The organism is Pseudomonas sp. MWU12-2037, assembly GCF_023242345.1.
Classification (GTDB): Bacteria; Pseudomonadota; Gammaproteobacteria; order Pseudomonadales; family Pseudomonadaceae; genus Aquipseudomonas; species Aquipseudomonas gingeri_D.
The window spans coordinates 1-26,966 of record NZ_JALLIZ010000023.1; the positions used below are offsets into that span (position 1 = coordinate 1).

A 26,966-nucleotide genomic window follows, 5' to 3' on the forward strand; every position below is an offset into this window, starting at 1 on the left:
GGCGCCATTCACCTCGTTGAGAATGATATTGGCCGCCGTGCCGTTGAGGTTCTGGTTACCCAGAATAATCCCGCCCAGTTGCGTCGACTGGGTCCGCGCGGTGGCGTTGTTGAGAATGACCCCGTTGGTCCCGACGTTGTAATCGGTGAACTGGTTATGCGACAGCCCCTGGGCATTCGGCGCGGCAATATTGACGATGGGTACGCCATTGCCCGCCTGCCCGAGCATCGTACCCGGCGCATTGACCACAATCCCGTCCGCCTGAACCAGCAACGGCTGCCAGAACATCGCGTTCGCCAGAATGAACGCCAGCCCGCGCTTGGGCAGTCCCCAAAAGTGCTCACGGTTTTTCAGGGCAGCAGAAGGCTGGCCCACGAGGAAGGCAAACTGACGAACATCCATGTCGGGATCTCGATGCAACGAAGGCAATGAATTGAGTTAAAAAAGCACGGCACCTCACGCCCGAGCGAACCGCTCATTGAGCAGCACCAGGTCAGGGCATGGATCGATACGGGGCTTGAGCAGGCGCTCGCAAATGCGAGTCAGCACCTTGCAGGTCGATGGTCTTGATGGAGAAACGGCGCCGTGCCTGCCTCCATATCGCAAATCCTTTTGGATGGCCTTGTGCCATCAACGGGCGCGATCATAGGGTGGCCATTTAATGGCGTCAATGAAATGTACCAATTTATTTCAATGTAGATACATAGCTTCTGAAGGGGGAATGTCCCCCTCCATCCGTTACACCGGAATTTTTAGCGCCTTCTTGTACGATCGTACCTAAAGCTCGCTCAACCCAAGCCGATAACCGAACGAAGCCCTGACTCGATCAGGTGACCGAATAATAAAAGCCGCTTTGCAAGGACAGGTCCCATGCCTATGTTCCGCACGATCCAAGCCCGCTACACGCTGTTTCTGGTCCTGTTCGTCCTGCTGCTGTTCGTCCTGACCGTGGTCGGAATCAGCCAGTTGGTCGCGCCCACGTTGCGCAAGACCGAGGAACAGGTCGTACTCAACCGCGTGGCCGAAGTGGCCGAGCAGATCAAGAACGAGTTGAACAAGGTCCAGGCCCAACAGCGCAGCATCACCCAGACCATTCCCCTGCTCGACAGCGACACCATCGACAAGGTCCTGCCTGGCCTGGTGGATCAGTACGGTGAACTGAAGGTCTTCGGCGGCGGCATCTGGCCCCTGCCCGGCCAGCGCACGCCGGGGCGGAACAAGCACAGCACCTTCTGGCACCGCGATGCCAACGGCCAGTTGAAGGTCAATACCTTCTGGAACAGCGCCGAAGCGCCCAACTATTACGAGCAGCCCTGGTACAAGGGCGGCATGGCCACCCCGCGAGGCCAATGCGCCTGGGCGGCCGCCTACAAGGATGACGCCAGCCAGGAGCCACGCACCAACTGCGCCATGGCCATCCAGCGCGACGGCGTGCCCTACGGCGTCTCGACCATCGACGTGACCCTGGGCTTTTTCAACGACCTGGTGGCGCGCAAGGAAAAAGACATCGGCGGTGAAATGCTGATTGTCGAAGCCGACGGCAAGATCATCAGCAACAGCACCCATATCAACAGCCCGGTGGTGCTCAAGAACATCAGCGACCTGGCCGGCAGCTCGGCCTTCGCCGCGCAGGTCAAGAGCGCCCTGCAGAACCGTGACGCCGCGTCCCACCGCGTGGAATTCAACAACGACGGCGTGACCAGCACCTTCTTCATGCGCCCCATCGAAGGCACCCCCTGGTTCCTCGCCACCGCCCTGCCGACCCAGTTGATCACCGCCCAGCGCGATGACGTGCTCAATACCCTGGCCCTGCTGCAGATCCCGATGATCGTGCTGCTGGTACTGTTGCAGGTGTATGCCATCCGTCAGTTGATCAACCGGATGCGCGCGCTCAAGACCAATATCGACGCATTGTCCGCCGGCGATGCCGACCTGACCCGACGCATCACCATCCGCGCCGAGGATGAGCTGGGGGCCATCGGTCACTCGGTGAACCGCTTTATCGTCTACCTGCAGAACATGATCGGCGAAGTCACCCAGGCCACCGGCGACATGGCCTCCAGCCTGGACAAGCTGCAACAGACCTCGGCCCATACCAACCAGATCCTCACCCGTCACGCCTCGGAAACCGAGCAGACGGTCACCGCCATCACCGAGATGAGCGCCACCGCCGACACCGTGGCCGAAAACGCCGCTGAAACCGCGGCCTTCACCCAGCGCGCCAACGAACACGCCGACCGTTCGCGGGTGGTGGTAGGCGAGGCTTCCAGCAGCGTGGTCGCGCTGATCGACGAAGTGTCCAGCGCCACCCACAAGGTCGAGAGCATGCAGCAGGACGCCCAGCGCATCACCGAGATTCTCGGGGTGATCGGCGCCATTGCCGGGCAGACCAACCTGCTCGCCCTGAACGCCGCCATCGAAGCCGCCCGCGCCGGCGAGCAGGGTCGCGGCTTCGCGGTGGTGGCCGACGAGGTTCGCGCCCTTGCCGCCCGGACCCAGGCCAGCACCTCGGAAATCAACGAGATGCTGACCCGCCTGACCCAGGGCGTCAGTTCGTCGGTAGCGGCCATGGAAAATACCCAGGCCAGCTGTCAGTCCGCGGCCGACGCCACGGCGCGGGTCAACGCCGGGCTCGATGAGATGGCCGGCTCCGTCAGCCATATCAACAGCCTCAGCACCCAGATCGCCACGGCCGCCGAACAGCAGAGTTCGGTGACCGAAGAGATCAACCGCAGCATGGTGCAGATCCGTCATATGGTCGAAGAACTGGTCCAGAGCGGCCATGCCACCGATGACAACACCCGCAGCCTGCTGGACGCCAACAACCGTGTCAGCGCGTTGATGGGCCGTTTCAAGGTCAAGTAAACCCCTGCCGGTCGTGCCTGCCTCTGGCGGGCACGACCGCCGGTCTTGTACTGATTTCGTACATTACGAAATATTTTGTATCACCTATGCTCATCATTGTTTCCGCCCTTTAACAAGGAACGCAGTCGGAGCAGAGCCATGGGACAACCTTCTTTCCAGCCTTATGCCAAGACGCTCAGCAACGAAATCCATATAGAAGCCGATATCGAGACGGTCTACGCCTACGTGACCCAGCCCGATCACTGGCATGAATGGCACCCCACCTCCGTCAGCGCCGATAACAGCATTCATGGCCCCTTGCCCAAGGATCATCGCTTCACCGAAATCATCGACCTGCTGGGTTTACGGATCGAGATGAACTATCGGGTGGTCATCGCCGATGCTCCGGTTGAGTTCAAGATGGCTTTCACCTCCCCGGTGGTCGATGGCTGCATTTATTACAGCCTGCACCGTGACGGTTATGGCACGCAGTTCACCCGTACCCTGCAATACATCACCGAACTGAACCTGAGCGGTTTGCATGCGCGCATGGTCGAGCTCTCGACCCGGGCGATGGGCAACCTCAAACACTTGCTGGAAACCCCGCGGCGTTCCACCGCCTGACACCTCACAACCCTGTGCACAGCGATTTTGTGGGAGCTGGCTTGCCAGCGATGAGGCCCTCAAGTCTTGCACTGCATCCACCGATGCCATCGCCGGCAAGCCGGGCTCCTACAGATTCTGCGGTGGTTTTCGGTAAATACGTTAATCCAGGGTTAATCGCCGATCACCAGCATCGGTCCGATTCTTATGGAGATCCTGTATGTCCAATGCCCGCGCGCTCATGCTCGGCGGCCTGTTCCTGGCCGCGTCCCTGCCTGTCCTGTCCCATGCCGCCGAAGGCCCGGCCTATGGCCCGGAACTGCAAGGTTTCGAATACCCTTACCCGGTTCAGCATTTCGCCTTCCAATCCCAAGGCAAGTCCCTGCAGATGGGCTACATGGATGTCCCGCCCAGCGGCAAAGCCAATGGCCAGAACATTGTGCTGATGCACGGCAAGAACTTCTGCGGGGCCACCTGGGACTCGTCGATCAAGGCCCTGAGTGCCGCCGGCTACCGGGTGATCGCCCCGGACCAGATCGGTTTCTGCACCTCCAGCAAACCTGACAACTACCAGTACAGCTTCCAGCAGCTGGCCAATAACACCCATGCCCTGCTGGAAAAACTCGGCATCGAGAAAGCCCTGATCCTGGGTCACTCCACCGGCGGCATGCTCGCTACCCGCTATGCCCTGCTCTACCCGCAACAGGTCGAACGCCTGGCGCTGGTCAACCCCATCGGCCTGGAAGACTGGAAAGCCCTCGGCGTCCCCTATCGCAGCGTCGACCAATGGAACGAACGCGAGCTGAAGCTCAACGCCGAGGGCATCCGCAATTACGAACGCAACACCTACTACGCCGGACACTGGAAACCCGAGTTCGACCGTTGGGTCGATATGCTCGCCGGCCTGAACAAAGGCCCCGGTCACGTCGCGGTCGCCTGGAACTCGGCGCTGATCTACGACATGATCTTCACCCAGCCGGTCTACTACGAGTTCAAGGACCTGAAGATGCCCACCCTGTTGCTGATCGGCACCGCCGACACCACAGCCATCGGCAGCGATATCGCGCCGCCCGAGGTCAAGGCGCGGATCGGGCACTACGACGTACTCGGCAAACAGGTGGCGAAACTGATCCCGCGCTCGACCCTGGTGGAATTCCCGGGCCTGGGTCACGCCCCGCAGATGGAAGAACCGGCGCGTTTCCACAAGGCCCTGCTCGAGTGGCTGGCCAGCCAACAATAATGAGGAAAGAGTGAATGACCCTACAGATCGCGGTAATCGATGACTGGCAAGGCGTGGCCGCCGAGGCGGTGGACTGGAGTGCCTTGAGCAGCGTCGGCCAGGTCAGCTTTCTCCACGACTACCCGGCCGATACCGCGACCATGGCCGAGCGCCTGGGCGGTTTCGAGGTGATCTGCGTGATGCGCGAACGCAGCCCGTTCAACGAGGCCCTGCTGCGCCAACTGCCACGCCTGAAGCTGCTGGTGACCGGCGGCATGCGCAACGCCGCCCTCGATATCAAGGCCGCCAACGCTCTGGGCATCCAGGTCTGTGGCACCGACAGCTACAAGCAGGCCGCGCCGGAGCTGACCTGGGCCCTGATCATGGCCGCCAACCGCAACCTGCTCAAGGAGGCCAACTCCCTGCGCGCCGGGCACTGGCAACAAGGCCTGGGCGGCGACCTGTATGGCAAGACCCTGGGCATCCTCGGCCTGGGCAGCATCGGCCAGCGCATCGCCGGCTACGGCAAGGCCTTCGGCATGCGGGTCATCGCCTGGAGCGAGAATCTCACCGCCGAACGCACCGCCGAATCCGGCGTGGAGTACGTCAGCAAGGCCGAGCTGTTCAAGCAGGCCGACCTGCTCTCCGTGCATCTGGTGCTGAGCGAGCGTTCCCGTGGCCTGGTGGACGCCGAGGCCCTGGGCTGGATGAAACCGTCGGCCTACCTGATCAACACCGCGCGCGGGCCGATCGTCGACGAACAGGCACTGATCGCGGCCCTTGAGCACGGCCGGCTGGCCGGTGCCGCCCTGGACGTCTTCGAACAGGAACCTTTGCCCGCCGACCATCCGTTCCGCACCCTGGACAATGTCCTGGCTACGCCCCATGTCGGCTATGTCAGCCAGAACAACTACCGGCTGTTCTACAGCCAGATGATCGAGGACATCAAGGCCTGGACGGCCGGACAACCAATCCGCCTGCTGAGTTAAACCCGCGACGGCCTGGGTGGCGCAGTTGCTGCCCAGTCACCAGCGCACCATTCTGGAGCACCCGAACTTCGACCCCGCGCCAGTAGCGTGCAGCCGCTCCGGGGCAGCCCTCCCGGATCGCCTGTGACATAGATCAAATGCACCGCACTTTCCCAACATTCGTCTAAACAACGCCCTCCACGGCGGCAACATCTCTCCTACACTGACTTTCGGGCTTGCTGACCGCTCAGTCATTTTGATGAAAAAAAGTCGAAACTTCTGAAACCGCGGTCGGTCAGGTTAAAGGTAGGGCGTCTGTTCCGGGTGTTTGGCGGGCAGGCGCTTCCCCACTCTTTCTTGCCTCCGTGCGACGTGCCTGCTTCGCCCAGTCGCCCGGAACCGGTGTGTCCGACCAAAGGAAGCGGTTTGGGCACGCTGTATGAAAGAAAGGAAGAACCAGATCAAATAAGACGGGAGAGACACATGATCAGCGCTGCGTTGGAAACTCAGGGAGAGCATTTGAATCAGGCCAGCGAAGCGGTCCCCGTGTCAGCCCCCTTGGCGGGAGGAAAGCCTGTGTTGACGGCCCCCGCTGTCAATCCCAACAAGAAAAAGGTGCTGTTCGTCACCTCCGAGTTCGCCGACCTGGTCAAGACCGGCGGCTTGGGCGACGTGTCCGCCGCCCTACCGCGGGCCATGCATCACCTGCACGATGTGCGGGTACTGATCCCCGGTTATCCGCAGGTGATGAACAGCGACAACCCGATTCATATCATCGGCGAACTGGGGGGCCATGCCGCACTGCCGCCGTGCAAGATCGGCCGCATGGACCTGCCCGACGGCCTGGTGATCTACGTGCTGATCTGCCCCGAGCTGTTTGAGCGGGAAGGTACGCCCTACGGCGCCAACAACGGGCGCGACTGGCCGGACAACCATATCCGCTTCGCCCGCCTGGGCCTGGCCGCCGCCGATATCGCCGCCAACCTGGCACAGATCCACTGGACCCCGGACCTGGTCCACGCCCACGACTGGCCCGCCGGCCTGGCCCCGGCCTATATGCACTGGCGCGGCCAACGTACCCCGACCCTGTTCACCATTCACAACCTCGCTTATCAGGGCGTGGTCAGCCTTGCCTGCTGCCCGGAACTGGGGATCCCACCCCATGCCCTGCAACAGGAAGGCATGGAGTTCTACGGCAAGCTGTCGTTCCTCAAGGCCGGCATGGCCTACTCCAGTCATATCACCACGGTGAGCGCCACCTACGCCCAGGAAATCACCACGCCGCAATTCGGCTGTGGCCTGGACGGTTTCCTGGCCAGCAAGACCCACCAGGGCCTGCTCAGCGGCATTCCCAACGGCATCGACGAAAGCTGGGATGCCGCCACCGACAGCCATCTGGTCCACCCCTTCAGTCCGGGCGACTGGGAAGGCAAGGCGGTCAACGCCGCCCATGTGCGCAATCTGTTCGGCCTCGATCCCTCGACCGGGCCGCTGTTTGCCGTGGTCTCGCGGCTGGTCTACCAGAAAGGCCTGGACCTGACCGAAGCGGTCAGTGAAATGATCGTCGCCGAAGGCGGCCAGATCGCAATCATCGGCCGGGGCGAACCGGAAGAGGAACAGGCCATGCGCCAACTGGCCTTGCGTTTTCCAGGCCGGATCGGGGTGCGCATCGGCTTCAACGAAACCGATGCCCGACGCATGTTCGCCGGCAGCGATTTCCTGCTGATGCCCTCGCGTTATGAACCCTGTGGCCTGAGCCAGATGTACGCCCAGCGCTTCGGCTCGCTGCCGGTGGCGCGTAACACCGGCGGGCTGGCCGACACCATCGAGAACGGTGTCACCGGCTTCCTGTTCGACGAGTCCACCGTGGAAAGCTATGCCCAGGCGCTGCGCCGGGCGTTCAAGGTGTTCGCCTATCCGCCATTGCTCAACGCCATGCGCTGCCGGGCCATGGCCGCGCCGTTCAACTGGTGCAAGGCGGTGGAACCCTACGCCGAGCTGTACCAGAACCTGGTGACCAAGTCCCGGAGCAGGTCGGGCCAGCACTGAGGAGGTCTTCATAGATGCCGTTACGGACTCTGGAAACCTGGCCTCATGGCGCGACCCTGCTGGACGCCGAGCACACCCGCTTCGCGCTGTGGGCACCGGACGCCTATTACGTCAGCGTCGAACTGGACGATGGCCGCTCACTGGCCATGCTGCCGCAGCACGACGGCTGGTTTGTCCTCGAGGCCCGCTGCCCGGCCGGCAGCCAATACCACTTCCATATCGACGGCGAGCGGCGGGTGCCCGACCCGGCCTCGCGGCGCCAGGTCGGCGATGTGCACGGGCCGAGCCAGGTGGTCGATTCCCTGGCCTACCACTGGCAGCACAAGGACTGGCAGGGGCGGCCCTGGCACGAGGCGGTGATCTACGAGCTGCACGTCGGCGTCCTCGGCGGCTATCGCCAGGTCGAAAGCCAACTGGCACGCCTGGCCGAACTGGGGATTACCGCCATTGAGCTGATGCCCCTGGGCCAGTTCCCCGGCGAGCGCAACTGGGGCTACGACGGCGTGCTGCCCTATGCGCCGCATGCCACCTATGGTTCGCCCGAAGACCTCAAGCACCTGATCGACACGGCCCATGGGCACGGCCTGATGGTGCTGCTGGACGTGGTCTACAACCACTTCGGACCGGACGGCAATTACCTCGGCCAATACGCCAAGGACTTCTTTCGCGACGACCAGCAGACCCCCTGGGGCGCGGCGATCGATTTTCGCCGCCGCGAAGTCCGCGACTTTTTTATCGACAACGCCTTGATGTGGCTGCTGGAGTACCGTTTCGACGGCTTGCGCCTGGATGCCGTACACGCCATCAACGACAGCACCCTGCTCCACGAACTGGCACAGGCGGTTCGCCGCCAGGTGGACCCGACACGACACGTGTGGCTGACCCTGGAAAACGAACGCAACCAGGCCAGCCTGCTGGAGGAATCCTTTGACGCCCAGTGGAACGATGATGGCCATAACGCCCTGCACGTCCTGCTGACCGGCGAGACCGACGCCTATTACGCCGACTACGCCCGGGAAACCACCACCAAGCTGGCCCGCTGCCTGAGCCAGGGCTTCGTCTTCCAGGGCCATCCCGACCGCCACGGCCATAGTCGTGGCGAACCCAGCGCGCACCTGCCACCCAGTGCCTTCGTGCTGTTCCTGCAGAACCACGACCAGATCGGCAACCGGGCCCTGGGCGAGCGGCTCAACCAGCTCTGCCCGGCCCCGGCCCTGCGGGCGGCCACGGTGCTGCTGCTGTTGTCGCCGATGATCCCGTTGCTGTTCATGGGTGAGGAAACCGCTGCCCGTGAACCCTTCCTGTTTTTCACCGATCACCACGGTGAACTGGCCGACGCGGTGCGCGAAGGCCGGCGCGCGGAATTCTCCGATTTCCCGGCCTTTGCCGACCCGGCGCGCCGGGCGCATATTCCCGACCCGAACGCCGCCGTCAGCTTCAACGACTCGCGCCCCGACCTGAACGACGCCAGCGACGACTTCAACCGCCAGGCCACCGTGCGCCTCTACCGCCAGCTACTGGAACTGCGCCACCGTGAAATCATCCCCCGGCTCCCCGGTGCCCATGCCCTGGGCAGCGATGTCCTGGCCGACGGTGCCCTCAGCGCGCGCTGGCGGATGGGTGACGGCAGCCTGCTGCGCATCGACCTCAACCTCAGTGCCGAGTCCGTCGGCCATCACCCACCCAGCCAAGCCCGTTTAGTGTTCGAAAGCACCGCCGGCGCCAGTCGCCAATTGGATGAAGGTCATCTGGCCCCCTACTGCGCGCTGGTTACCCTGACCCCCGGGGACGTCCTGCAGTCACCCACCGGAGAGCACCCATGAACGACGCGCAACTGGAAATACTCGCCAGCCGGGCCGGCCTTGCCGTCGATTGGATCGACGCCAATGGCCGACCACAGAAAGTCCGGCCCGAGGTCTTGCGCAAAGTCCTGGCCGGGCTTGGCCATCCCGCCGACACAGAACAAGCCATCGAGAACAGCCTGCTGGAACTGCAACTCGTCCAGCAACACAAATACCTGCCGCCGCTGCTGACCGCGGACGTCGGCAAGAGCCTGGACCTGGCCCACTACTTCGCCGCCGACACCGCTTGCGAAGTACATCTGGAAAACGGCACGGTCCTGCACTTGCACCTGGACCAGGACGCGGTGCTGCCGGGCAAGATCCCGGTGGGCTACCAGACAGTGCATATCGCCGGCCAGCACTTCACCCTCGCCGTGGCCCCGGCCCAATGCCACAGCGTGGCGGCGGCCACCGATAGCGCGACACCCCGCGCCTGGGGCCTGACGGTCCAGCTGTATGCCCTGCAACGCGTCGGCGACGGCGGTTTCGGCGACACCCTGGCCCTGGAGAGCCTGGTCCGCGCCGCCGGCGAACGCGGCGCCGACGCCCTGGCAATCAGCCCGATGCACGCCATGTTCAGCTGCGACCCGCAACGCTACAGCCCCTATTCACCGTCCAGCCGGCTGTTTCTCAACAGTCTTTATGCGGCGCCGGAAGCGATTCTTGGCGAACAGGCCCTGCGCCAGGCCATCGACACCACGGGACTGGCCGATGAACTGCGGCAACTGGAAGCGCTACCGCTGATCGACTGGCCCCGTGCTGCCCGCGCCAAGCAACGCCTGTTACGCGCGCTATACGACGACTTTCGCCTCGGCACCCACCCGCTCGCCACGGACTTCGCGCACTTTCGCCAGGTCGGCGGCGAGGCCCTGGAAAATCACTGTCGCTTCGAAGCCCTGCAAGCGGCCTGCACCGCCCGCGGCGAAAGCACCGACTGGCGACACTGGCCCGCGGCCTGGCACCATCCCGATAACCCGGCCCTCGCCACCTTCGCCGAGGAACAGGCCGTGGAGATCGGCTTCTACGCCTTCAGCCAATGGCTGATCGCTCGCAACCTTGAGCGCGCGCAAAACGCCGCCCGGAACAGCGGCATGGGCATCGGCCTGATCGCCGACCTCGCCGTCGGTGCCGACGGCGGTGGTAGCCAGGCCTGGAGCCGGCAGGACGAACTACTCGCCGAACTCACCGTCGGCGCGCCGCCGGATATCCTCAACCGCGCCGGGCAAAGCTGGGGCATCTCGGCTTTCGCCCCGGAGGGCTTGAAGCGCCATGGTTTCCGCGCCTTTATCGAAATGCTGCGGGCCAACTTCGCCCATGCCGGCGGCCTGCGCATCGACCATGTGATGGGCCTGCAACGGCTCTGGGTGATCCCCCTCGGTTCACCACCGAGCGACGGTGCCTACCTGTATTACCCGGTGGACGACCTGCTGCGCCTGCTGACCCTGGAGTCCGCGCGCCACCAGGCGGTGGTGCTTGGCGAAGACCTCGGCACGGTGCCCGAGGGCCTGCGGGAAAAACTCGGTGCCCGGGCCATCCTCGGCATGCGCGTGCTGCTGTTCGAACAGGACTACGACCATCGTTTCCGCCCCATACTCGACTGGCCGGACGACGCCCTGGCCATCACCAGCACCCATGACCTGCCGACCCTCAACGGCTGGTGGCATGCCCGGGATATCGACTGGAATATCCAGCTCGGGCTGATCGATGATGCCACCGCCGATCACTGGCGCGAAACCCGCGCACGCGAACGCGAGGGGTTGCGTCGCGCCTTGAGCAACGACCCGCAGAATTTCCGCGACGAATCCCACGAGACCGACCAGGTCCTCGACGCCAGCGTGCGTTTCCTCGGCCATACCCGCGCGCCCCTGGTGCTGCTGCCGCTGGAGGACGCCCTGGGTGTCGAGGAACAGGCCAACCTGCCCGGCACCCTCGACAGCCACCCCAACTGGCGTCGGCGCCTGCCGGGCGACAGCGGCCAGTTGCTCGATGATGTGGATGCTGCCCGACGTCTCGAACTGCTGGCCTGCGCCCGTCTCCAGGCCGCCGAGCGTGATCGATGAAGCCAGCCTTGCGTGCAACGGTACGTCTGCAGTTTCACAAAGGCTTCAGCCTGGATGCCGCCGTAGCGCTGGTGCCCTACTTCGCCCGACTGGGCATCAGCCATGTCTATGCCTCGCCGCTGCTCACCGCGCGCGACGACTCCCTGCACGGCTACGACGTGGTCGACCCGACCCGGGTCAACCCGCAGTTAGGCGGCGAAGCGGCGTTGCGGCGCCTGGTACAGGCCCTGCGCCAGCACGATATGGGCCTGATCCTCGATATTGTCTCCAACCATATGGCCGTCGGTGGCGCGGACAATCCCTGGTGGCTGGACCTGCTGGAATGGGGCCGGCTGAGCCCCTACAGCGAGTTCTTCGATATCCAGTGGCACTCGCCCGATCCGTTGCTCGAAGGGCAATTGCTCATGCCGTTCCTCGGCAGCGACTACGGCGTGGCCTTGCAGGAAGGCAGCATCCCGCTGTGCTTCGATGCCGAGCACGGCGGCTTTCATATCGAGCATTACCAGCATCGTTTTCCCATCTGTCCCCGGGACTACGCGCAGATACTGGCCAACCTGCCCGAACTGGAAACCCTGGCCGGGCACTTCAAGGCCCTGAACAACCTGCCCGACGCCTATGCCCAGGCGCAGCTCCTGCGCGCCGAACTGGCGCAACGCCGCGACCTGCATGACGCCATCGAGCAGAACCTCGCCCGCTATGATTCACGCCAACCCGAAGGTTTCCAGCGCCTGCACCGGCTGCTGGAGCGCCAGCACTATCGCCTCGCCAGTTGGCGCACCGCCGCCGACGATATCAATTGGCGGCGCTTCTTCGATGTCAACGAACTGGGCGGCCTGCGGGTCGAGCGCCCGGCGGTGTTCGAGGCCACCCACCAGAAAATCTTCCAGCTGATCGAGGACGGCCTGGTGGACGGCCTGCGCATCGACCATATCGACGGGCTCGCCGATCCGCGCGGTTATTGCCGCAAGCTGCGCCGACGGGTCGACCGTCTGGTCCCCGGGGAACACCTGCCAATCTATGTGGAGAAAATCCTCGGCCAGGGCGAAAGCCTGCACCGCGACTGGCAGGTGGACGGCACCACCGGTTACGAATTCATGGACCAGTTGTCGCTGCTGCAACACGATCGCCGTGGCGAACAACGCTTGCCCGAACTCTGGAGTCGCCTCAGCGAACGCCCCGGCGAGTTTGCCGAGGAGGCCAAGCTGGCCCGTCAGCAGATCCTCGCAGGCTCTCTGGCCGGGGATTTCGAAAGCGTGGCCCAGGCCCTGCTGCAAGTGGCCCGGGACGACCTGATGAGCCGCGACCTGACCCTCGGCGCGATTCGCCGGGCCTTGCAGGCACTGATCGTGCACTACCCGGTGTACCGCACCTATATCAATGCCCAGGGTCGCCCGGCCGAGGACGAGGTGTTTTTCCAGCAAGCCCTGGCCGGAGCCCGCACCACCCTCGGCGAGGCCGACTGGCCGGTGCTCGACTACCTGCAAGAGTGGCTCGGCGGACAACCCTGGCGCCAGCGCCCACCGGGCCGTCAGCGCAAATTGCTCAAGCATGCCTGCGTACGCTTCCAGCAACTGACCTCGCCGACGGCGGCCAAGGCCGTGGAAGACACTGCGTTCTATCGCTCGGCGGTGCTGCTCTCGCGCAACGACGTGGGTTTCTCCACCGAACGCTTCAGCGCGCCCGTGGAAGACTTTCACACGGCCAACCGAACGCGCCTGAAACACTTCCCGGACAACCTGTTGACCAGCGCCACCCATGACCACAAGCGCGGTGAAGACAGCCGCGCGCGCCTGGCGGTGCTCAGTGAAGTCGGCCCGTGGTACGTTGAACAGGTGCAAGGCTATCGCAAGTTGGCCCAAGTGCTGCGTAGCGATCCCCAGGCCCCGTCGGCGGCGGACGAGCTGATCCTCTATCAGGCATTGCTGGGCAGTTGGCCGCTGACGCTGTCGAGCGACAATTCGGCCGGACTGCGGGATTACGCCGAACGTCTCTGGCAATGGCAGAACAAGGCGCTGCGCGAAGCCAAGCTGCACAGCAGCTGGAGCGCACCGAACGAAGCCTACGAGCAGGCCTGCCGCGACTTTCTCGAAGCGCTGCTGACCCGCCCCGTCGGCCTGCCACTGCGCCGGGCCCTGGTCGCCACGCTGGAAAAAATCGCACCAGCCGGCGCGCTCAACAGTCTGGCCCAGTGTTTGCTGCGCATGACCGTACCGGGTGTGCCGGACCTGTACCAGGGCAACGAGTTCTGGGACTTCAGCCTGGTGGACCCGGACAATCGCCGGCCGGTGGATTTCACCGCCCGGCAACAGGCGCTGCAACACTCGACATCGCCCAAGGCGCTGTTGACGGACTGGCGCAGCGGGCGGCTCAAACAGGCCTTGATCGCCCGTACGCTGGCGGTTCGGGCCGAACACGGGAGGGTCTTCAGTCGCGGCGATTACCAGCCGTTGGACGTGCTCGGCGAGCAGGCCGAATACGTAGTGGCCTTTATGCGCAGTACACCGACGCAGCGGGCCATTGTGATCGTACCCAGGCTGGCGGCCGGACTGCTGGCCAGCGATCAACTGCCGTGGGTACCGGCACCGGTTTGGGGCGATACGCGGGTCAAACTGCCGTTCGCCGCACCGGGCGGCAAATTAAAGGGACTTTTCTCGATGTGCGCAGTCACACCCCATAACGAGCTGATGGTTGGTGCGGCACTCGGAGATTTCCCGGTCAATCTCTTTACCCAAAATTGAGTTCAGGAGCATGGCGATGAGTACCGACGAAAAACGTATCCGTGAGTTTGCTTATCAGATCTGGGAATCGGAGGGCCGCCCCGAGGGTGAGGAGGCCCGGCATTGGGAGATGGCGCGCAAGCTGGCGGAAGCCGAGGCACTGGCGCCGAAAAAGCCGACAGCGGCCAAACCCGCCGCCAAGCCCAAGGTCGCCAGCAAGCCGGCGGCGGCCCCGAAAGCAGCGCCCAAGCCCGCGACCGCCACCAGCAAACCGACCGCCGAAAAGAAACCACGAGCACCACGCAAGCCGTCAGCCAGTTGAGCCATGCACGGTATTGAAGACACCACCCCCCTGTAGGAGCAGGGCTTGCCCGCGAAGGCGTCCGGATGCTCGACGCAAGACTCAAGGGCCTCTTCGCGGGCAAGCCCTGCTCCTACAGGTACGTGGTGTTTGCTGGATCGTATTGCCAGCATGACCCTTCGGTTCGTACACCGCCCCACCGAACACACCCGCAGGAGCGCCCATGACCAAGCCGAAAAAGCCCGACCCCACGCCCGAAGCCCAACCCTCGCGAATTCGCGAGGGCCTGCCCTTCCCGCTGGGCGCCACCTGGGATGGCCTGGGGGTCAACTTCGCACTGTTTTCCGCCAACGCCACCAAGGTCGAACTGTGTCTGTTCGACGACAGTGGTGAAGTCGAACTGGAACGCATCAAACTGCCCGAGTACACCGACGAAATCTTCCACGGCTACCTGCCCGACGCCCATCCCGGACTGATCTACGGCTACCGGGTGTACGGCCCCTACGACCCGCAGAACGGCCACCGCTTCAACCCCAACAAACTGCTGATCGACCCTTATGCCAAGCAGTTGGTCGGCCAGTTGAAATGGTCCGAGGCACTGTTCGGCTATACCATCGGCCACCCCGACGCCGACCTCAGCTTCGACGAACGCGACAGCGCGCCCTTCGTGCCCAAGAGCAAGGTCATCGACCCGGCCCACACCTGGGGCCACGACCAGCGGGTCAATGTGCCCTGGGAACGCACCCTGCTCTATGAAACCCATGTGCGCGGCATCAGCATGCGCCACCCGGCGGTGCCGGAGGCGGTGCGCGGCACCTTCGCCGGGCTGATGGTCGACGAGGTGCTGGAGCATATCCGAAAGCTCGGGGTGTCCTCGGTGGAGCTGCTGCCGATCCACGCCTTCGTCAACGACCAGCACCTGCTGCAAAAAGGCATGACCAACTACTGGGGCTACAACAGCATCGCCTTCTTCGCCCCCGACCCGCGCTACCTGGCCAGCGGCAAGATCGCCGAATTCAAGGAAATGGTCGCGCACCTGCACGAAGCCGGCCTGGAAGTGATCCTCGACGTGGTCTACAACCACACCGCCGAAGGCAACGAGCAAGGTCCGACCCTGTCCATGCGCGGCATCGACAACGCCTCCTACTACCGCCTGATGCCGGACGACAAGCGCTTCTACATCAACGACTCGGGCACCGGCAACACCCTGGACCTGAGCCATCCCTGCGTGTTGCAGATGGTCACCGACTCGCTGCGCTACTGGGCCACGGAAATGCACGTGGACGGTTTCCGCTTCGACCTGGCAACCATCCTCGGGCGCTATCACGATGGTTTCAACGAACGCCACAGTTTCCTCGTCGCCTGTCGCCAGGACCCGGTGCTGAGCCAGCTCAAGCTTATTGCCGAACCCTGGGACTGCGGCCCCGGCGGCTATCAGGTCGGCGGCTTCCCGCCGGGCTGGGCCGAGTGGAACGACCGTTTCCGCGACACCGTGCGCGCATTCTGGAAAGGCGACGACGGCCAGCTCGCCGACTTCGCCAAACGCATGACCGCCTCCGGCGACCTGTTCGACCAGCGCGGTCGACGCCCCTACACCTCGATCAACTTCGTCACCGCCCATGACGGCTTCACCTTGCACGACCTGGTGTCGTACAACGACAAGCACAACGAAGCCAACGACGAAAACAACCAGGACGGCACCAGCAACAACCTGTCCTGGAACCACGGCGTCGAAGGGCCCACCGATGATCCGGCGATCAATGCCTTGCGCCTGCGGCAGATGCGCAACTTCTTCGCCACCCTGCTGCTGGCCCAGGGCACGCCGATGATCGTCGCCGGCGACGAGTTCGCCCGCACCCAGCACGGCAACAACAACGCCTATTGCCAGGACAGCGAAATCGGCTGGGTCAACTGGACCCTGGACGACGACGGCAAGTCGCTGCTCAAGTTCGTCAAGCGCCTGGTCAAGCTGCGCCTGGCCTATCCCATCCTGCGCCGCGGACGCTTCCTGGTCGGCGACTACAACGAACAACTGGGGATCAAGGACGTCACCTGGCTGACGCCGGACGGCCAGGAAATGACCACCGAGCACTGGCACGACGGCAACGGCCGCAGCCTGGGCATATTGCTCGACGGCCGCGCCCAGGTTTCCGGCGTTTCCCGTACCGGTGCCGATGCGACCTTGCTGATTGCCGTCAATGCCCACCACGACGGCGTCAATTTCCGCCTGCCGGAAGTGCCGCAAGGTCTGGACTGGACGTGCGTAATCGACACCAACGACCCGCAGGTCAAGGGTCAGGAGCGTTTCGCCTTCAACAGCGAATACACCCTCACCGGGCGTTCGCTGGTGATGTTCGAGTTACAACGTGACGAAGAAAACTGACGTTTTTTCAGCAATAAAAGTCGCATTCCGGTCTGTATCGGCGATACTCACCCACGCATTACCGGGTCGCCAGGCGACACCGAACGCATCAGGGCTGATGGAGGATGCGTGCAAGTCCACACAAGGAAGTGACAAATATCATGAGAATCCAAGCTGCACGCAACGAAGTTGCCCCGCTGATCTGGAACTCGCGGCAGTTGGCCCGTGTCCCGACCATTGGCCTGCACCGCCTGATCCGGCCCGGTGCCCGGGTGGTCGTGATCGCCCCTCATCCCGGTGACGAAGTGCATTGTTGCGGCGGCCTGCTGCAGCTGCTCGCTACCCTCGAACATCCGCTGCTGTTGATCTCGATTACCGATGGCAGCGCCCTCTACCCTGGTTCCACCCTGTGGCCTTCGAGCCGCCTGAGCGTGGTCTGTCCCCAGGAAAGTGCCGAAGCCCTGCGCCGCCTGGGCCTGGAACTGCACCGGCTGAAATGGATTCGCGGCGGCTTTCGCCATGGCGCACTGGAGCAACAGGAACAGCCGCTGAGTCAATTCCTGCGGCGCTACCTGCGCTCGGGCGATGTGGTGCTGACCACCTGGCGCGAAGACGGTATTGCCGATCATGACAGCGTTGGCCGGGCCGCCGCCCAGGCCTGCGCCGCCAGCGGCGCCACACTGTTGGAGATACCCGTGCATGCCTGGTTCCGGCCCTTGCGCGACGAAGGCCTGCTCCCCTGGCATCGGGCGCGCAAGATTCGCCTCGACACCTGGGGCATCGCCCGCAAGCTGCATGCCGCGCACGCCTACCACAGCCACCTGCAAGGCGATCCGGAACTGGGGCTGCCACCGGTCCTGGTACCGGCCCTGCTCGAACGGGCACGGCAACCGTTCGAGATAGTGTTTATCTGAGAAACACGGGAAAAGCGCCTCTTCCGGGGCTTGCTCAGATCCAGCCTGAATAGACTAAATAGCCGATTGATCAATGACTTGAAAAACCTGATCAAACCAATCTATTTATTCGCTACTTTCTTGACGTCGACCTGCACCTCTCCTTAGCTACAAGTGACTACCCCCGGTTTTAAAACCCAAGGGGCAAGCCTTCGGCCCCCCGCCAAAGCGGGTCGCCGAGGGTTTGCCTCGATGATTTCGGCCGTCCCTCGTTCGGGGGCAGGAGAGACGCTAATGCAGGTATTTATGCGACAGCAAGGAACACCCGATGAAAACGTTCATGGCCCACCCCAACCCGAGGATGACGGTTTATACGGTTTCGACCGCCCTTTTGCTGTGCTCCGCCCTGGAGCTGCAAGCGGCGCCTTTCGAAGAGGACTTCCAACCTTCATACCAGGGCGACACACCCTTGCCCTTGCCACTGGGCCAATTACCCATACTGAGCAACAGCGGCCCATTACCGGGTTGGCGGTTCGCCGGCATCGTCCCGAACATCGGTGATCCCGATCCGACGGTTCACTTCCTCGACCGTACCCTGGGCCAGGGTGAGATAGGTAACCTCGATCCACTGTTTTCCGGCGCTTTTGGCGACCTGCTGATTGTTCCCGGCCTCTACAGCAATCACAGCGACGGCCAGACACTGACGGCCGGGGTCTTTACCGGGAACAGCGGCCCACTGGATCGGGTTGACGCTTTTGTCACGGCACCTCGTGATCCGCGCATGGATGGCCTGAGCCCCCAAGGGAACAATCTCGGGGCCTTCTGGAGCCTGACCGGACAACAGGGCTGGCACGTCAACCTGACGGCCATGAACAATCAGACCACGGTTTATACCCGCTCCGACCAGGGCACCTTGCAAGGCCAGGCATCGCGGCAAATGACGTTTTCGCTGGAGGGCGGGTTCCCGATCGGACTGGGCCAGCACTGGATCATCGAACCCCAGGCCCAGGTGGTCAACCAGCAAGGTAGCGTGGACATGCTCGGACAGGCGACTACCTCCGACCCTTCGCTCTGGAGCGGTCGGATCGGCGCCCGTCTCAATGGCAGCTATGAAGTGAACGGCCTGCCGCTGGAACCCTACCTGCGCACCAACTTCTGGCATACGTTCGGCAGCGGCAGCCCGGTGAGCCTGGAGCCGGTCGACAAGATCGCCATGAGTCGCAACAGCTCCACCGTGGAACTGGGACTGGGCCTGGTGGCCAAGGTGTCGCCGACGGTCAGCCTGTATGTCAGCGCGGACTACAGCGGCACCTCCGATGACACCGGTTTGAACGGCATCATCGGCAACGTCGGGGTGCGAATGCGCTGGTAGGCGCTAGCCCTCCGGCCGCAACATCAGCACCGCCAGTGGCGGCAGGTTCAGCACCAGCGACACGGCCTGGCCATGGCTGGCGTGGTCTTCGGTGAAGGCCCCGCCGCCATTGCCATAGTTGGAGCCGGCATACATCGCCGCATCGCTGTTGATCACTTCCTTCCACTGCCCGGCAAAGGGCACGCCGACCCGATAGGCCTCGCGCGGCACCGGGGTGAAGTTGGCGACCACCAGCAACGGTCGCCCTTCCCGACTCCAGCGCAGCCAGGCATAGACGCTGTTGGTCGCATCGTCGCCGATCAACCACTGGAAGCCCTGGGGCACATCGTCCTGGTCATACAGCGCCGGCTCCTCGCGGTACAAGCGGTTCAGGTCGCTCACCAGCTTCTGCACCCCGAGGTGCTCGGAATACTGCAGCAGATACCAGTCCAGCTGCTGATCGTGATTCCACTCGCGCCACTGACCGAACTCGCACCCCATGAACAGCAGCTTCTTGCCCGGATGCCCCCACATGAAACTCAGGTAGGCCCGCAGGTTGGCGAACTTCTGCCAGCGATCGCCGGGCATCTTGTCGATCAGCGAATGCTTGCCGTGCACCACCTCGTCATGGGAAATCGGCAGGATAAAACGCTCGGACCAGGCATACACCAGGCCGAAGCTCAGTTCGTTGTGATGGTGGGCGCGGTACACCGGGTCCTGCTGGATGTAGTGCAGCGAATCGTGCATCCAGCCCATGTTCCATTTGTAAGCGAACCCGAGCCCGCCCTGCTGGGTGCCTTGGCTCACCCCCGGCCAGGCCGTGGACTCCTCGGCGATCACCAGGGCGCCGGGGGCTTCCAGGGCCACCACATCATTGAGATGACGCACGAACTCGATGGCCTCGAGGTTTTCCCGGCCACCGTGACGGTTCGGTACCCACTCGCCGGCCTTGCGCGAATAGTCGCGGTAGAGCATCGACGCCACCGCATCCACCCGCAGGCCGTCGACATGGAAATGCTTGAGCCAGTGCAGCGCCGAAGCCAGCATAAAGCCGTGGACCTCGGTGCGCCCGAGGTTGTAGATCAGGGTGTCCCAGTCCTGGTGAAAACCTTCCAGCGGGTTGCCGTACTCATACAAGGCGGTGCCGTCGAACTGCGCCAGGCCGTGGGTATCGGTAGGAAAATGCGCCGGTACCCAGTCGAGGATCACGCCGATTTCAGCCCGATGGCAGGCGTCGACAAAGGCGGCGAAATCATCCGGGCTGCCATAACGCGCACTCGGCGCGAACTGCGACAACGGCTGATAACCCCAGGAGCCGCCGAACGGATGCTCCATGATCGGCATCAGTTCGATATGGGTGAAACCCAACTGCTGGACATAGGGAATCAGCCGCTCGGCCAGCTCGCCCCAGTTGTACTGGCGGGACACTTCGCCGACTTCGTCGATCTCGCACTGCCAGGAACCGGCATGCAGCTCATAGATCGACAGCGGCGCGTCATGTCGATGCCGGGCACCGCGCGACTCCATCCAGGCCTGGTCCTGCCAGTCGATGCGCAGGGGCGAAGCGACGCGCGAAGCGGTGTCCGGCGGCAACTGGGTGGCCAGGGCCATGGGATCGGCCTTGAGCGGCAGGATCGCGTCCTTGCCGAGAATCTCGTACTTGTAGGCCTCGCCCGGATGCAGACGCGGCACAAAGATTTCCCAGACGCCGCTGGGATGACGCAGGCGCATCGGATGCCGACGCCCGTCCCAGATATTGAAGTCACCGACCACCGAGACCCGCCGGGCATTCGGCGCCCAGACCGCGAAACGCACACCGTCGACGCCGTCGACCTGGGTCACCTGGGCACCGAGACAGTTGCTCAGGTCACGATGGTTGCCTTCGGCGAACAGGTAGAGGTCCATCTCCCCGAGTAACGGCCCGAAGCTGTAGGGGTCCTCGCAGATCTGCTCCCCCGCCGCCCACTGGATGCGCAACAGATAGGGCTGGCGCTGGGCGAAGTGACCGACAAACAAGCCCGGCACCTCGGTGCCGTCGAGACTGCCCAGGACCTCCTCGCTGTCGCGGGCCAAGGCCTGGACGCCCAGGGCGCCGGGCAGGAAGGCGCGGATATACTGCCCTCCGACATCGTCGTCATGGGGGCCGAGGATGGCAAACGGGTCCTGGTGCTCAGCCCGTACCAGGGCCTCGATATCCTTCTTCGCGGGCAATGCACGGTTCACAGGTTTACCTTGTTCCTTGCTCAAACTCATCACTGCTCTCCACCGGACAAGGTTTTCACTTCACTCAACAACCCGCTCAAACCCTGCAACGGCACGCTGAGCCAGGCAGGGCGGTTTTCCGCCTCATAGACAATTTCATACGCGGCCTTCTCCAGGCTGAACAGGGTCAGGGCCGCTTCGTCGCCGGCCGGATCCTGCCATGCCTGAACAAGATTAGCCGTCGCCCGCCGATATGCCTGGATAAAGGCCTTGCGGGCGTCCCTCAGATAACGCTGGGTCACGCGTCGACTGGCCGGCCCGACAGCCCCCGACGATTCAAGGACCGTGGCGCTGCTGTAGGCCATGGCCGCAGCGTAGTCGAACGAACGCAACACACCACTGACATCTTTGTAAGGGCTGTGTTTGCCGCGACGCTCCTGCAACGAACGGGCCGGCTCCCCTTCGAAGTCGATCAGGTAGGCATCGCCCTGCACCACCAGCACCTGGCCCAGATGCAGGTCGCCATGGACCCGCAGGCGCAGACCGCCCACCACTTGGCCGGCCAATTTCTGAATATAGTCAAGAATGGCTTTTTTCTGCTCCAGCAGACGGCCCACCAGCGCCCGCTCATTCTCCGGCAACCCGTGCTGGTGCTGCTTGAGCAAACGCAAGGCATGCTCCATCTGACTGCAGATCGTCTTGCTCCAATGCTGCGCATCCTTGGCCGTACTCGCCTGGGCACTGAAGGCCGGGTCGACGGTGGGTGCCGCGAGCACCAGGTGCATCTCGCCCAGGCGCTGGCCGAGCAAGGCGGCGAAATCCGCCAGTTCACCGAGGGCATTGAAATGCTGCTCATGGTCCGAAACGGCGTCGGCCAATTCATCGCGAATCGCCCGCTCCAGATTATTCTGGGTCCAGCTCCAGGCATCACCCTGGTTGTTGAGCATCCCTTGGGCAATCATCAGCAGGCTGTCTTCGCCCTTGGCATCACGACGCACCACCGAACCCAGCAACGGCGAAATATGCTGGAAACCGGCAGCGGTAAGGTAGGCGCTCATTTCCAGTTCCGGGTGCACACCGGCACTGACCTTGCGGATCAGCTTGAGCATGATCCGCTCGGCCACCACCACCGAACTGTTGGACTGCTCGGACGACAGGTAACGCACCGCCATGTCGGCGGGCAGCTCCAGGGCCTTGAGTCCGGGTTCGGCCTGGAAGTGCAGCTCGCCATCGCCGCCGACCAATACCGTGTCGCCGCGCATGCCGTCGATGACCGCGCGGATAAACGGCTCAAGGTTGAATGCATCAGTGATCAGGCCCACTTGCCGCCCCCGGCGGACCCGGGCCATGGCCAACTGTTGCGGTAATGCGGCGTTGGTCTGTTCCTCGACCAGAAACCCGAACGGCAACTGGTAACGACTGCTCCGGCCATCCGCCGTGACTTCGACTTCAGCGAGCAGCACAGGATGCTGCGGGTCACCGAAGCGCACGCCATAGACCAGGCGCACCTGTTCCAGCGCCGTATCCTTGCCGGCGAACCAGCGCCGCTTGGGCAACCATTCCGGCAGAACCGTCTGCTCCAGGGCCGTGCGCGAAGGGCTTTCCAGCAGTTCTTCCATACGGTGTTTCAGCACCAGGGTGGTGAAGTCCGGCAGGCTCTGCACCGGTTCCACGTGCCAGCTGGGCATTTGCGTTTCCGTGGCGAGCAGGAACCAGTAGAAGCCATAGGGTGGCAGGGTCAGCAGGAAATTGAGCTGGCCGATGGGCGGGAACGCGTTGCCGCCGAGCATCTCCACCGGCACCCGGCCGGCAAACGCGGACAGTTCCAGCTCCGCCGCCTGGGCGGTGCGGGACACGTTGGCGACACAGAGGATGATCTCGTGCTTGCCATCGAGCCCGGTGTATTCGCGGGTATAGGCGAGGATGCGGCGGTTGTTCGGCGAGAGCATTTTCAGGCTGCCGCGGCCAAAGGCTTTCTGCTGCTTGCGCACCGCCAGCAGGCGGCGGGTCCAGTTCAGCAGCGAATGGGGGTCGCCGGCCTGGGTCTCGACGTTCACCGACTGATAACCGTAGAGCGGGTCCATGATCGGCGGCAGCACCAGGCTGGCCGGGTCGGCGCGGGAGAAGCCGCCGTTGCGGTCGATGGACCATTGCATCGGCGTGCGCACGCCATCGCGGTCGCCCAGGTAGATATTGTCGCCCATGCCGATTTCATCGCCGTAGTACAGGGTCGGCGTGCCCGGCATCGACAGCAGCAGGCTGTTGAGCAGTTCGATGCGGCGGCGGTCGCGCTCCATCAGCGGTGCCAGGCGTCGACGGATACCGAGGTTGATCCGCGCCCGGCGGTCGGCGGCGTAGTAGTTCCAGAGGTAGTCGCGCTCACGGTCGGTGACCATTTCCAGGGTCAGCTCATCGTGGTTGCGCAAGAAGATCGCCCACTGGCAATTGGCGGGAATTTCCGGGGTCTGGCGCAGGATATCGGTGATCGGAAAACGGTCCTCCTGGGCCAGCGCCATGTACATGCGCGGCATCAGCGGAAAGTGGAAGGCCATATGGCATTCGTCGCCGTCGTCGCCTCTTTTGTCACCGAAGTACAGCTGGGTGTCTTCCGGCCACTGGTTGGCTTCGGCCAGCAGCATGCGATCGGGATAATGCGCATCGATTTCGGCACGGATCTTCTTGAGCACCTGGTGGGTCTCGGGCAGGTTCTCGTTGTGGGTGCCGTCACGCTCGATCAGGTAGGGAATGGCGTCCAGGCGCAGGCCGTCGATGCCCAGGTCGAGCCAGTAGCGCATCACCGCCAGCACCGCTTGCAACACCGGCGGATGGTCGAAGTTCAGGTCCGGCTGGTGGGAATAGAAGCGGTGCCAGAAGTACTGGCCGGCCACCGGGTCCCAGGTCCAGTTGGACTTCTCGGTGTCGAGGAAGATGATCCGGGTGTCGGTGTATTTGTCGTCGGTGTCGGACCAGACGTAGAAGTTGCGGGCGCTGGAACCGGGCTTGGCCAGGCGCGCGCGCTGGAACCAGGCGTGCTGGTCCGAGGTGTGGTTGATCACCAGTTCGGCGATGACCCGCAGGCCGCGCTTGTGGGCTTCGGCGATAAAGCGCTTGGCATCGGCCATCGTCCCGTAGTCGCTGTGCACGCCACGGTATTCGGCGATGTCGTAGCCGTCGTCGCGGCGTGGCGAGGGGTAGAACGGCAGCAGCCAGATGGTGTTCACGCCGAGGTCGGCGATGTAGTCGAGCTTGGCGATCAGGCCGGGAAAGTCGCCGATGCCATCGTTGTTCGAGTCGAAGAAGGATTTGACGTGTACCTGGTAGATCACCGCGTCCTTGTACCAGAGCGGGTCGTCGATAAAGCTGGCTGGGCGGCTTTTTTTCGCCATGGGTCACTCCTTGGAATTCATTGTGGCAAGGGGACACAGCGTCAGATCCTGGTGATCCGCCAGATCCCGAACGGCTGGTGCCACGGTTCGATACGCATCCACTGGGTCTTGCCGTACCAGGTCCAGGTGTGGCCGTTCATCAAGTCTTCGCCACGGGTGGCGGCATCATCCGCCAGGCCGAATTCCCACAAGGGCAATTCGAAGTGCGCTTCCTGGGCGTTATGGGGATCAAGGCTGACCGCCACCAGGATGAAACTCTCCAGGTCCGCCGTGCGCTTGCCGAAATACAGGATGTTGTCGTTCCAGGCGTTGTAGACCTGCAACCCCAGGTGCGTCTGCAAGGCCGGGTGCTGGCGGCGGATACGATTGAGCTGGGCGATCTCGGCGATGATGTTGCCCGGCGCGCTGAAGTCCCGTGGACGGATCTCGTATTTCTCCGAATCCAGGTATTCCTCCCTGCCCGGCAAGGCCGCCGACTCGCACAGCTCGAACCCCGAGTACATGCCCCAGAGCCCCGAACCCATGGTGGCCAGCGCCGCGCGGATAAGGAACCCGGCGCGGCCGGAATGGTGGAGGAAGGCCGGGTTGATGTCCGGCGTATTGACAAAGAAATTCGGCCGGAAGCACTCGCTCCAGGGCGATTGGTTCAGCTCGGTGAAATAGGCGGACAGTTCAGCCTTGGTGTTGCGCCAGGTGAAATAGGTGTAGCTCTGGGAATAACCGACCTTGCCCAGGCGCGCCATCATTGCCGGCGTGGTGAACGCCTCGGCGAGAAAGATCACCTCGGGATGGACGCCGCGCACATCGGCGATCAACCACTGCCAGAACGGCAGCGGCTTGGTGTGGGGGTTGTCGACGCGAAAGATCTTCACCCCCTCCGCGACCCAGCCCAGGACGATATCCCGCAGCTCGACCCAGAGGCTGGGAATCGCCTCGGCGGCATAAAAATCGACGTTGACGATGTCCTGGTATTTTTTCGGTGGGTTCTCCGCGTACTTGATGCTGCCGTCCGGCCGCCAGTTGAACCAGCCCGGATGCTCCTGCAACCAGGGATGGTCCTGGGAACACTGGATGGCGAAATCCAGGGCGATTTCCAGGCCGTGCTCGGCCGCGGCGCTGACCAGCCGGCGAAAATCCTCGCGACTGCCCAATTGTGAATGAATCGCCTCGTGCCCACCTTCCTCGCTGCCAATGGCATAAGGGCTGCCCGGATCGTCGGGGCCGGCAATCAGGGCATTGTTCGGGCCCTTGCGGTAGCTGCGACCGATAGGATGGATCGGCGGGAAATACAGCACGTCGAAGCCCATGTCACGAATCATCGGCAGGCGACTGTGCACATCATTGAAGGTGCCGTGACGGGACGCCCGGTCGGTGACCGAACGGGGAAACAGTTCGTACCAGCTGGCGAACTGCGCCAGGCTGCGCTCCACCTCCAGCGGATAGTCGTAGCTGCGGCTGAGGTAGGCATGGTGGTCGGCCTTGCGCATCAACCGCGCCGTGGCGGCCTTGAGAAAGCGCTCGACCTGGCCATCGTTCGACAGATGCAGCAATTCCTCATGCAAGGCCGTCAGGCCCATGGCCACATCGTCCTGGCTGCGTTCGATGGCGTGCAGCACTTGCGCCCGCCCTTCCTGCAATTCGAGATCAATGGGCACACCGGCGACGAATTTCTTCTCCAGTTCGTAGCAGAAGCTGGCGAATTGATCGATCCAGGCTTCGATGCGATAGACATAGCGCCCCTGGTCGCCGACCCGCAAGCGGCCCTGCCAGGCATTGTTGCCTTTATCGGTCATCGCGGTGCGTTGCCAGTCGGCGTCGCCCAGGTTTTTCCAGGCCAACAGCACGGCCAGCTTGTCGTGGCCGTCGGCAAACACCTTGGCGCTCACCACCAGTTCCTGCCCCGCCACCGCCTTGACCGCGAACTGCCCGCCATCGACGGTAGGCACCACGTCTTCGATGGCGATGCGCGGCAGCAGCAAGGCCTGGGACAAGGGCAGGACTTCGGTGCCCTCCTCGTCCAACGGTTTATCAGCTGACATCGAGCATCACTCCTTACGCCCCATGGACGCTCTACTCTGCGTAATCTGCATGGCAACCGGCTTCATCCTGAAACAAGGTCACTTCAGTTCGGAGCCTACTGCCGGAATAAAAGTTCAGACCGATTTATCGG

16 protein-coding genes are annotated in these 26,966 nt (G+C 63.4%); 12 read left to right on the plus strand and 4 right to left on the minus strand.

The window, feature by feature from the left end; genetic code table 11:
• Positions 1 to 402: filamentous hemagglutinin N-terminal domain-containing protein (locus tag M5B42_RS28155; protein WP_248747649.1), on the minus strand; the 402-nt coding region annotated here is incomplete at its 3' end.
• 468 nt (positions 403 to 870) lie between these two features.
• Between M5B42_RS28155 and M5B42_RS28160 the strand changes: the two genes are divergently transcribed.
• From M5B42_RS28160 to M5B42_RS28215, 12 genes are all read left to right on the plus strand, one after another.
• Complete coding sequence (locus tag M5B42_RS28160; RefSeq protein WP_177101886.1) at positions 871 to 2,865, plus strand: methyl-accepting chemotaxis protein; 1,995 nt, start codon at positions 871 to 873, stop codon at positions 2,863 to 2,865.
• A gap of 138 nt (positions 2,866 to 3,003) precedes the next feature.
• Positions 3,004 to 3,468: an SRPBCC family protein gene (locus M5B42_RS28165; RefSeq protein WP_152741359.1), complete on the plus strand. Its 465-nt coding sequence runs from the start codon at positions 3,004 to 3,006 to the stop codon at positions 3,466 to 3,468.
• A gap of 199 nt (positions 3,469 to 3,667) precedes the next feature.
• On the plus strand, positions 3,668 to 4,687 hold the full coding sequence (locus M5B42_RS28170; protein ID WP_248747650.1) for an alpha/beta hydrolase: 1,020 nt from the start codon (positions 3,668 to 3,670) through the stop codon (positions 4,685 to 4,687).
• A 14-nt stretch (positions 4,688 to 4,701) separates the two neighbouring features.
• Positions 4,702 to 5,655, plus strand: a complete 954-nt coding sequence (locus M5B42_RS28175; RefSeq protein ID WP_248747651.1) for a D-2-hydroxyacid dehydrogenase family protein — start codon at positions 4,702 to 4,704, stop codon at positions 5,653 to 5,655.
• Positions 5,656 to 6,117: 462 nt separating this feature from the next.
• Positions 6,118 to 7,683 (plus strand): glycogen synthase GlgA, encoded by a 1,566-nt coding sequence (gene glgA, locus M5B42_RS28180; protein ID WP_103494746.1) that lies wholly within the window; start codon positions 6,118 to 6,120, stop codon positions 7,681 to 7,683.
• Positions 7,684 to 7,697: 14 nt separating this feature from the next.
• Positions 7,698 to 9,506: a malto-oligosyltrehalose trehalohydrolase gene (gene treZ / locus M5B42_RS28185; protein WP_248747652.1), complete on the plus strand. Its 1,809-nt coding sequence runs from the start codon at positions 7,698 to 7,700 to the stop codon at positions 9,504 to 9,506.
• On the plus strand, positions 9,503 to 11,584 hold the full coding sequence (gene malQ / locus M5B42_RS28190; protein ID WP_248747653.1) for a 4-alpha-glucanotransferase: 2,082 nt from the start codon (positions 9,503 to 9,505) through the stop codon (positions 11,582 to 11,584). The genes treZ and malQ overlap by 4 nt, the downstream gene beginning before the upstream one ends.
• Positions 11,581 to 14,322: a malto-oligosyltrehalose synthase gene (locus M5B42_RS28195; RefSeq protein WP_248747654.1), complete on the plus strand. Its 2,742-nt coding sequence runs from the start codon at positions 11,581 to 11,583 to the stop codon at positions 14,320 to 14,322. The genes malQ and M5B42_RS28195 overlap by 4 nt, the downstream gene beginning before the upstream one ends.
• Positions 14,323 to 14,338: 16 nt before the next feature.
• Positions 14,339 to 14,623 (plus strand): DUF2934 domain-containing protein, encoded by a 285-nt coding sequence (locus tag M5B42_RS28200; protein WP_177101870.1) that lies wholly within the window; start codon positions 14,339 to 14,341, stop codon positions 14,621 to 14,623.
• 202 nt (positions 14,624 to 14,825) lie between these two features.
• On the plus strand, positions 14,826 to 16,985 hold the full coding sequence (gene glgX, locus M5B42_RS28205; RefSeq protein WP_248747655.1) for a glycogen debranching protein GlgX: 2,160 nt from the start codon (positions 14,826 to 14,828) through the stop codon (positions 16,983 to 16,985).
• A 140-nt stretch (positions 16,986 to 17,125) separates the two neighbouring features.
• Positions 17,126 to 17,878, plus strand: coding sequence for a PIG-L family deacetylase (locus tag M5B42_RS28210; RefSeq protein ID WP_103495078.1), 753 nt, complete (start codon positions 17,126 to 17,128; stop codon positions 17,876 to 17,878).
• A 307-nt stretch (positions 17,879 to 18,185) separates the two neighbouring features.
• Positions 18,186 to 19,229 (plus strand): autotransporter outer membrane beta-barrel domain-containing protein, encoded by a 1,044-nt coding sequence (locus tag M5B42_RS28215; protein WP_248747656.1) that lies wholly within the window; start codon positions 18,186 to 18,188, stop codon positions 19,227 to 19,229.
• Between the two features lie 3 nt (positions 19,230 to 19,232).
• Here the strand turns inward: M5B42_RS28215 and glgB are convergent, their stop codons facing one another.
• From glgB to M5B42_RS28230, 3 genes are read right to left on the minus strand one after another with little or no spacing between them, the layout of a single operon-like run.
• Positions 19,233 to 21,461, minus strand: coding sequence for a 1,4-alpha-glucan branching protein GlgB (gene glgB, locus M5B42_RS28220; protein ID WP_248747657.1), 2,229 nt, complete (start codon positions 21,459 to 21,461; stop codon positions 19,233 to 19,235).
• Positions 21,461 to 24,796 carry a maltose alpha-D-glucosyltransferase gene (gene treS / locus M5B42_RS28225; RefSeq protein WP_248747658.1) on the minus strand — a complete coding sequence of 1,112 codons (3,336 nt, stop codon included), beginning with the start codon at positions 24,794 to 24,796 and terminating at the stop codon, positions 21,461 to 21,463. The genes glgB and treS overlap by 1 nt, the downstream gene beginning before the upstream one ends.
• Before the next feature lie 41 nt (positions 24,797 to 24,837).
• Positions 24,838 to 26,835, minus strand: a complete 1,998-nt coding sequence (locus M5B42_RS28230; protein WP_248747659.1) for an alpha-1,4-glucan--maltose-1-phosphate maltosyltransferase — start codon at positions 26,833 to 26,835, stop codon at positions 24,838 to 24,840.
• Between the last annotated feature and the right edge of the window lie 131 nt (positions 26,836 to 26,966).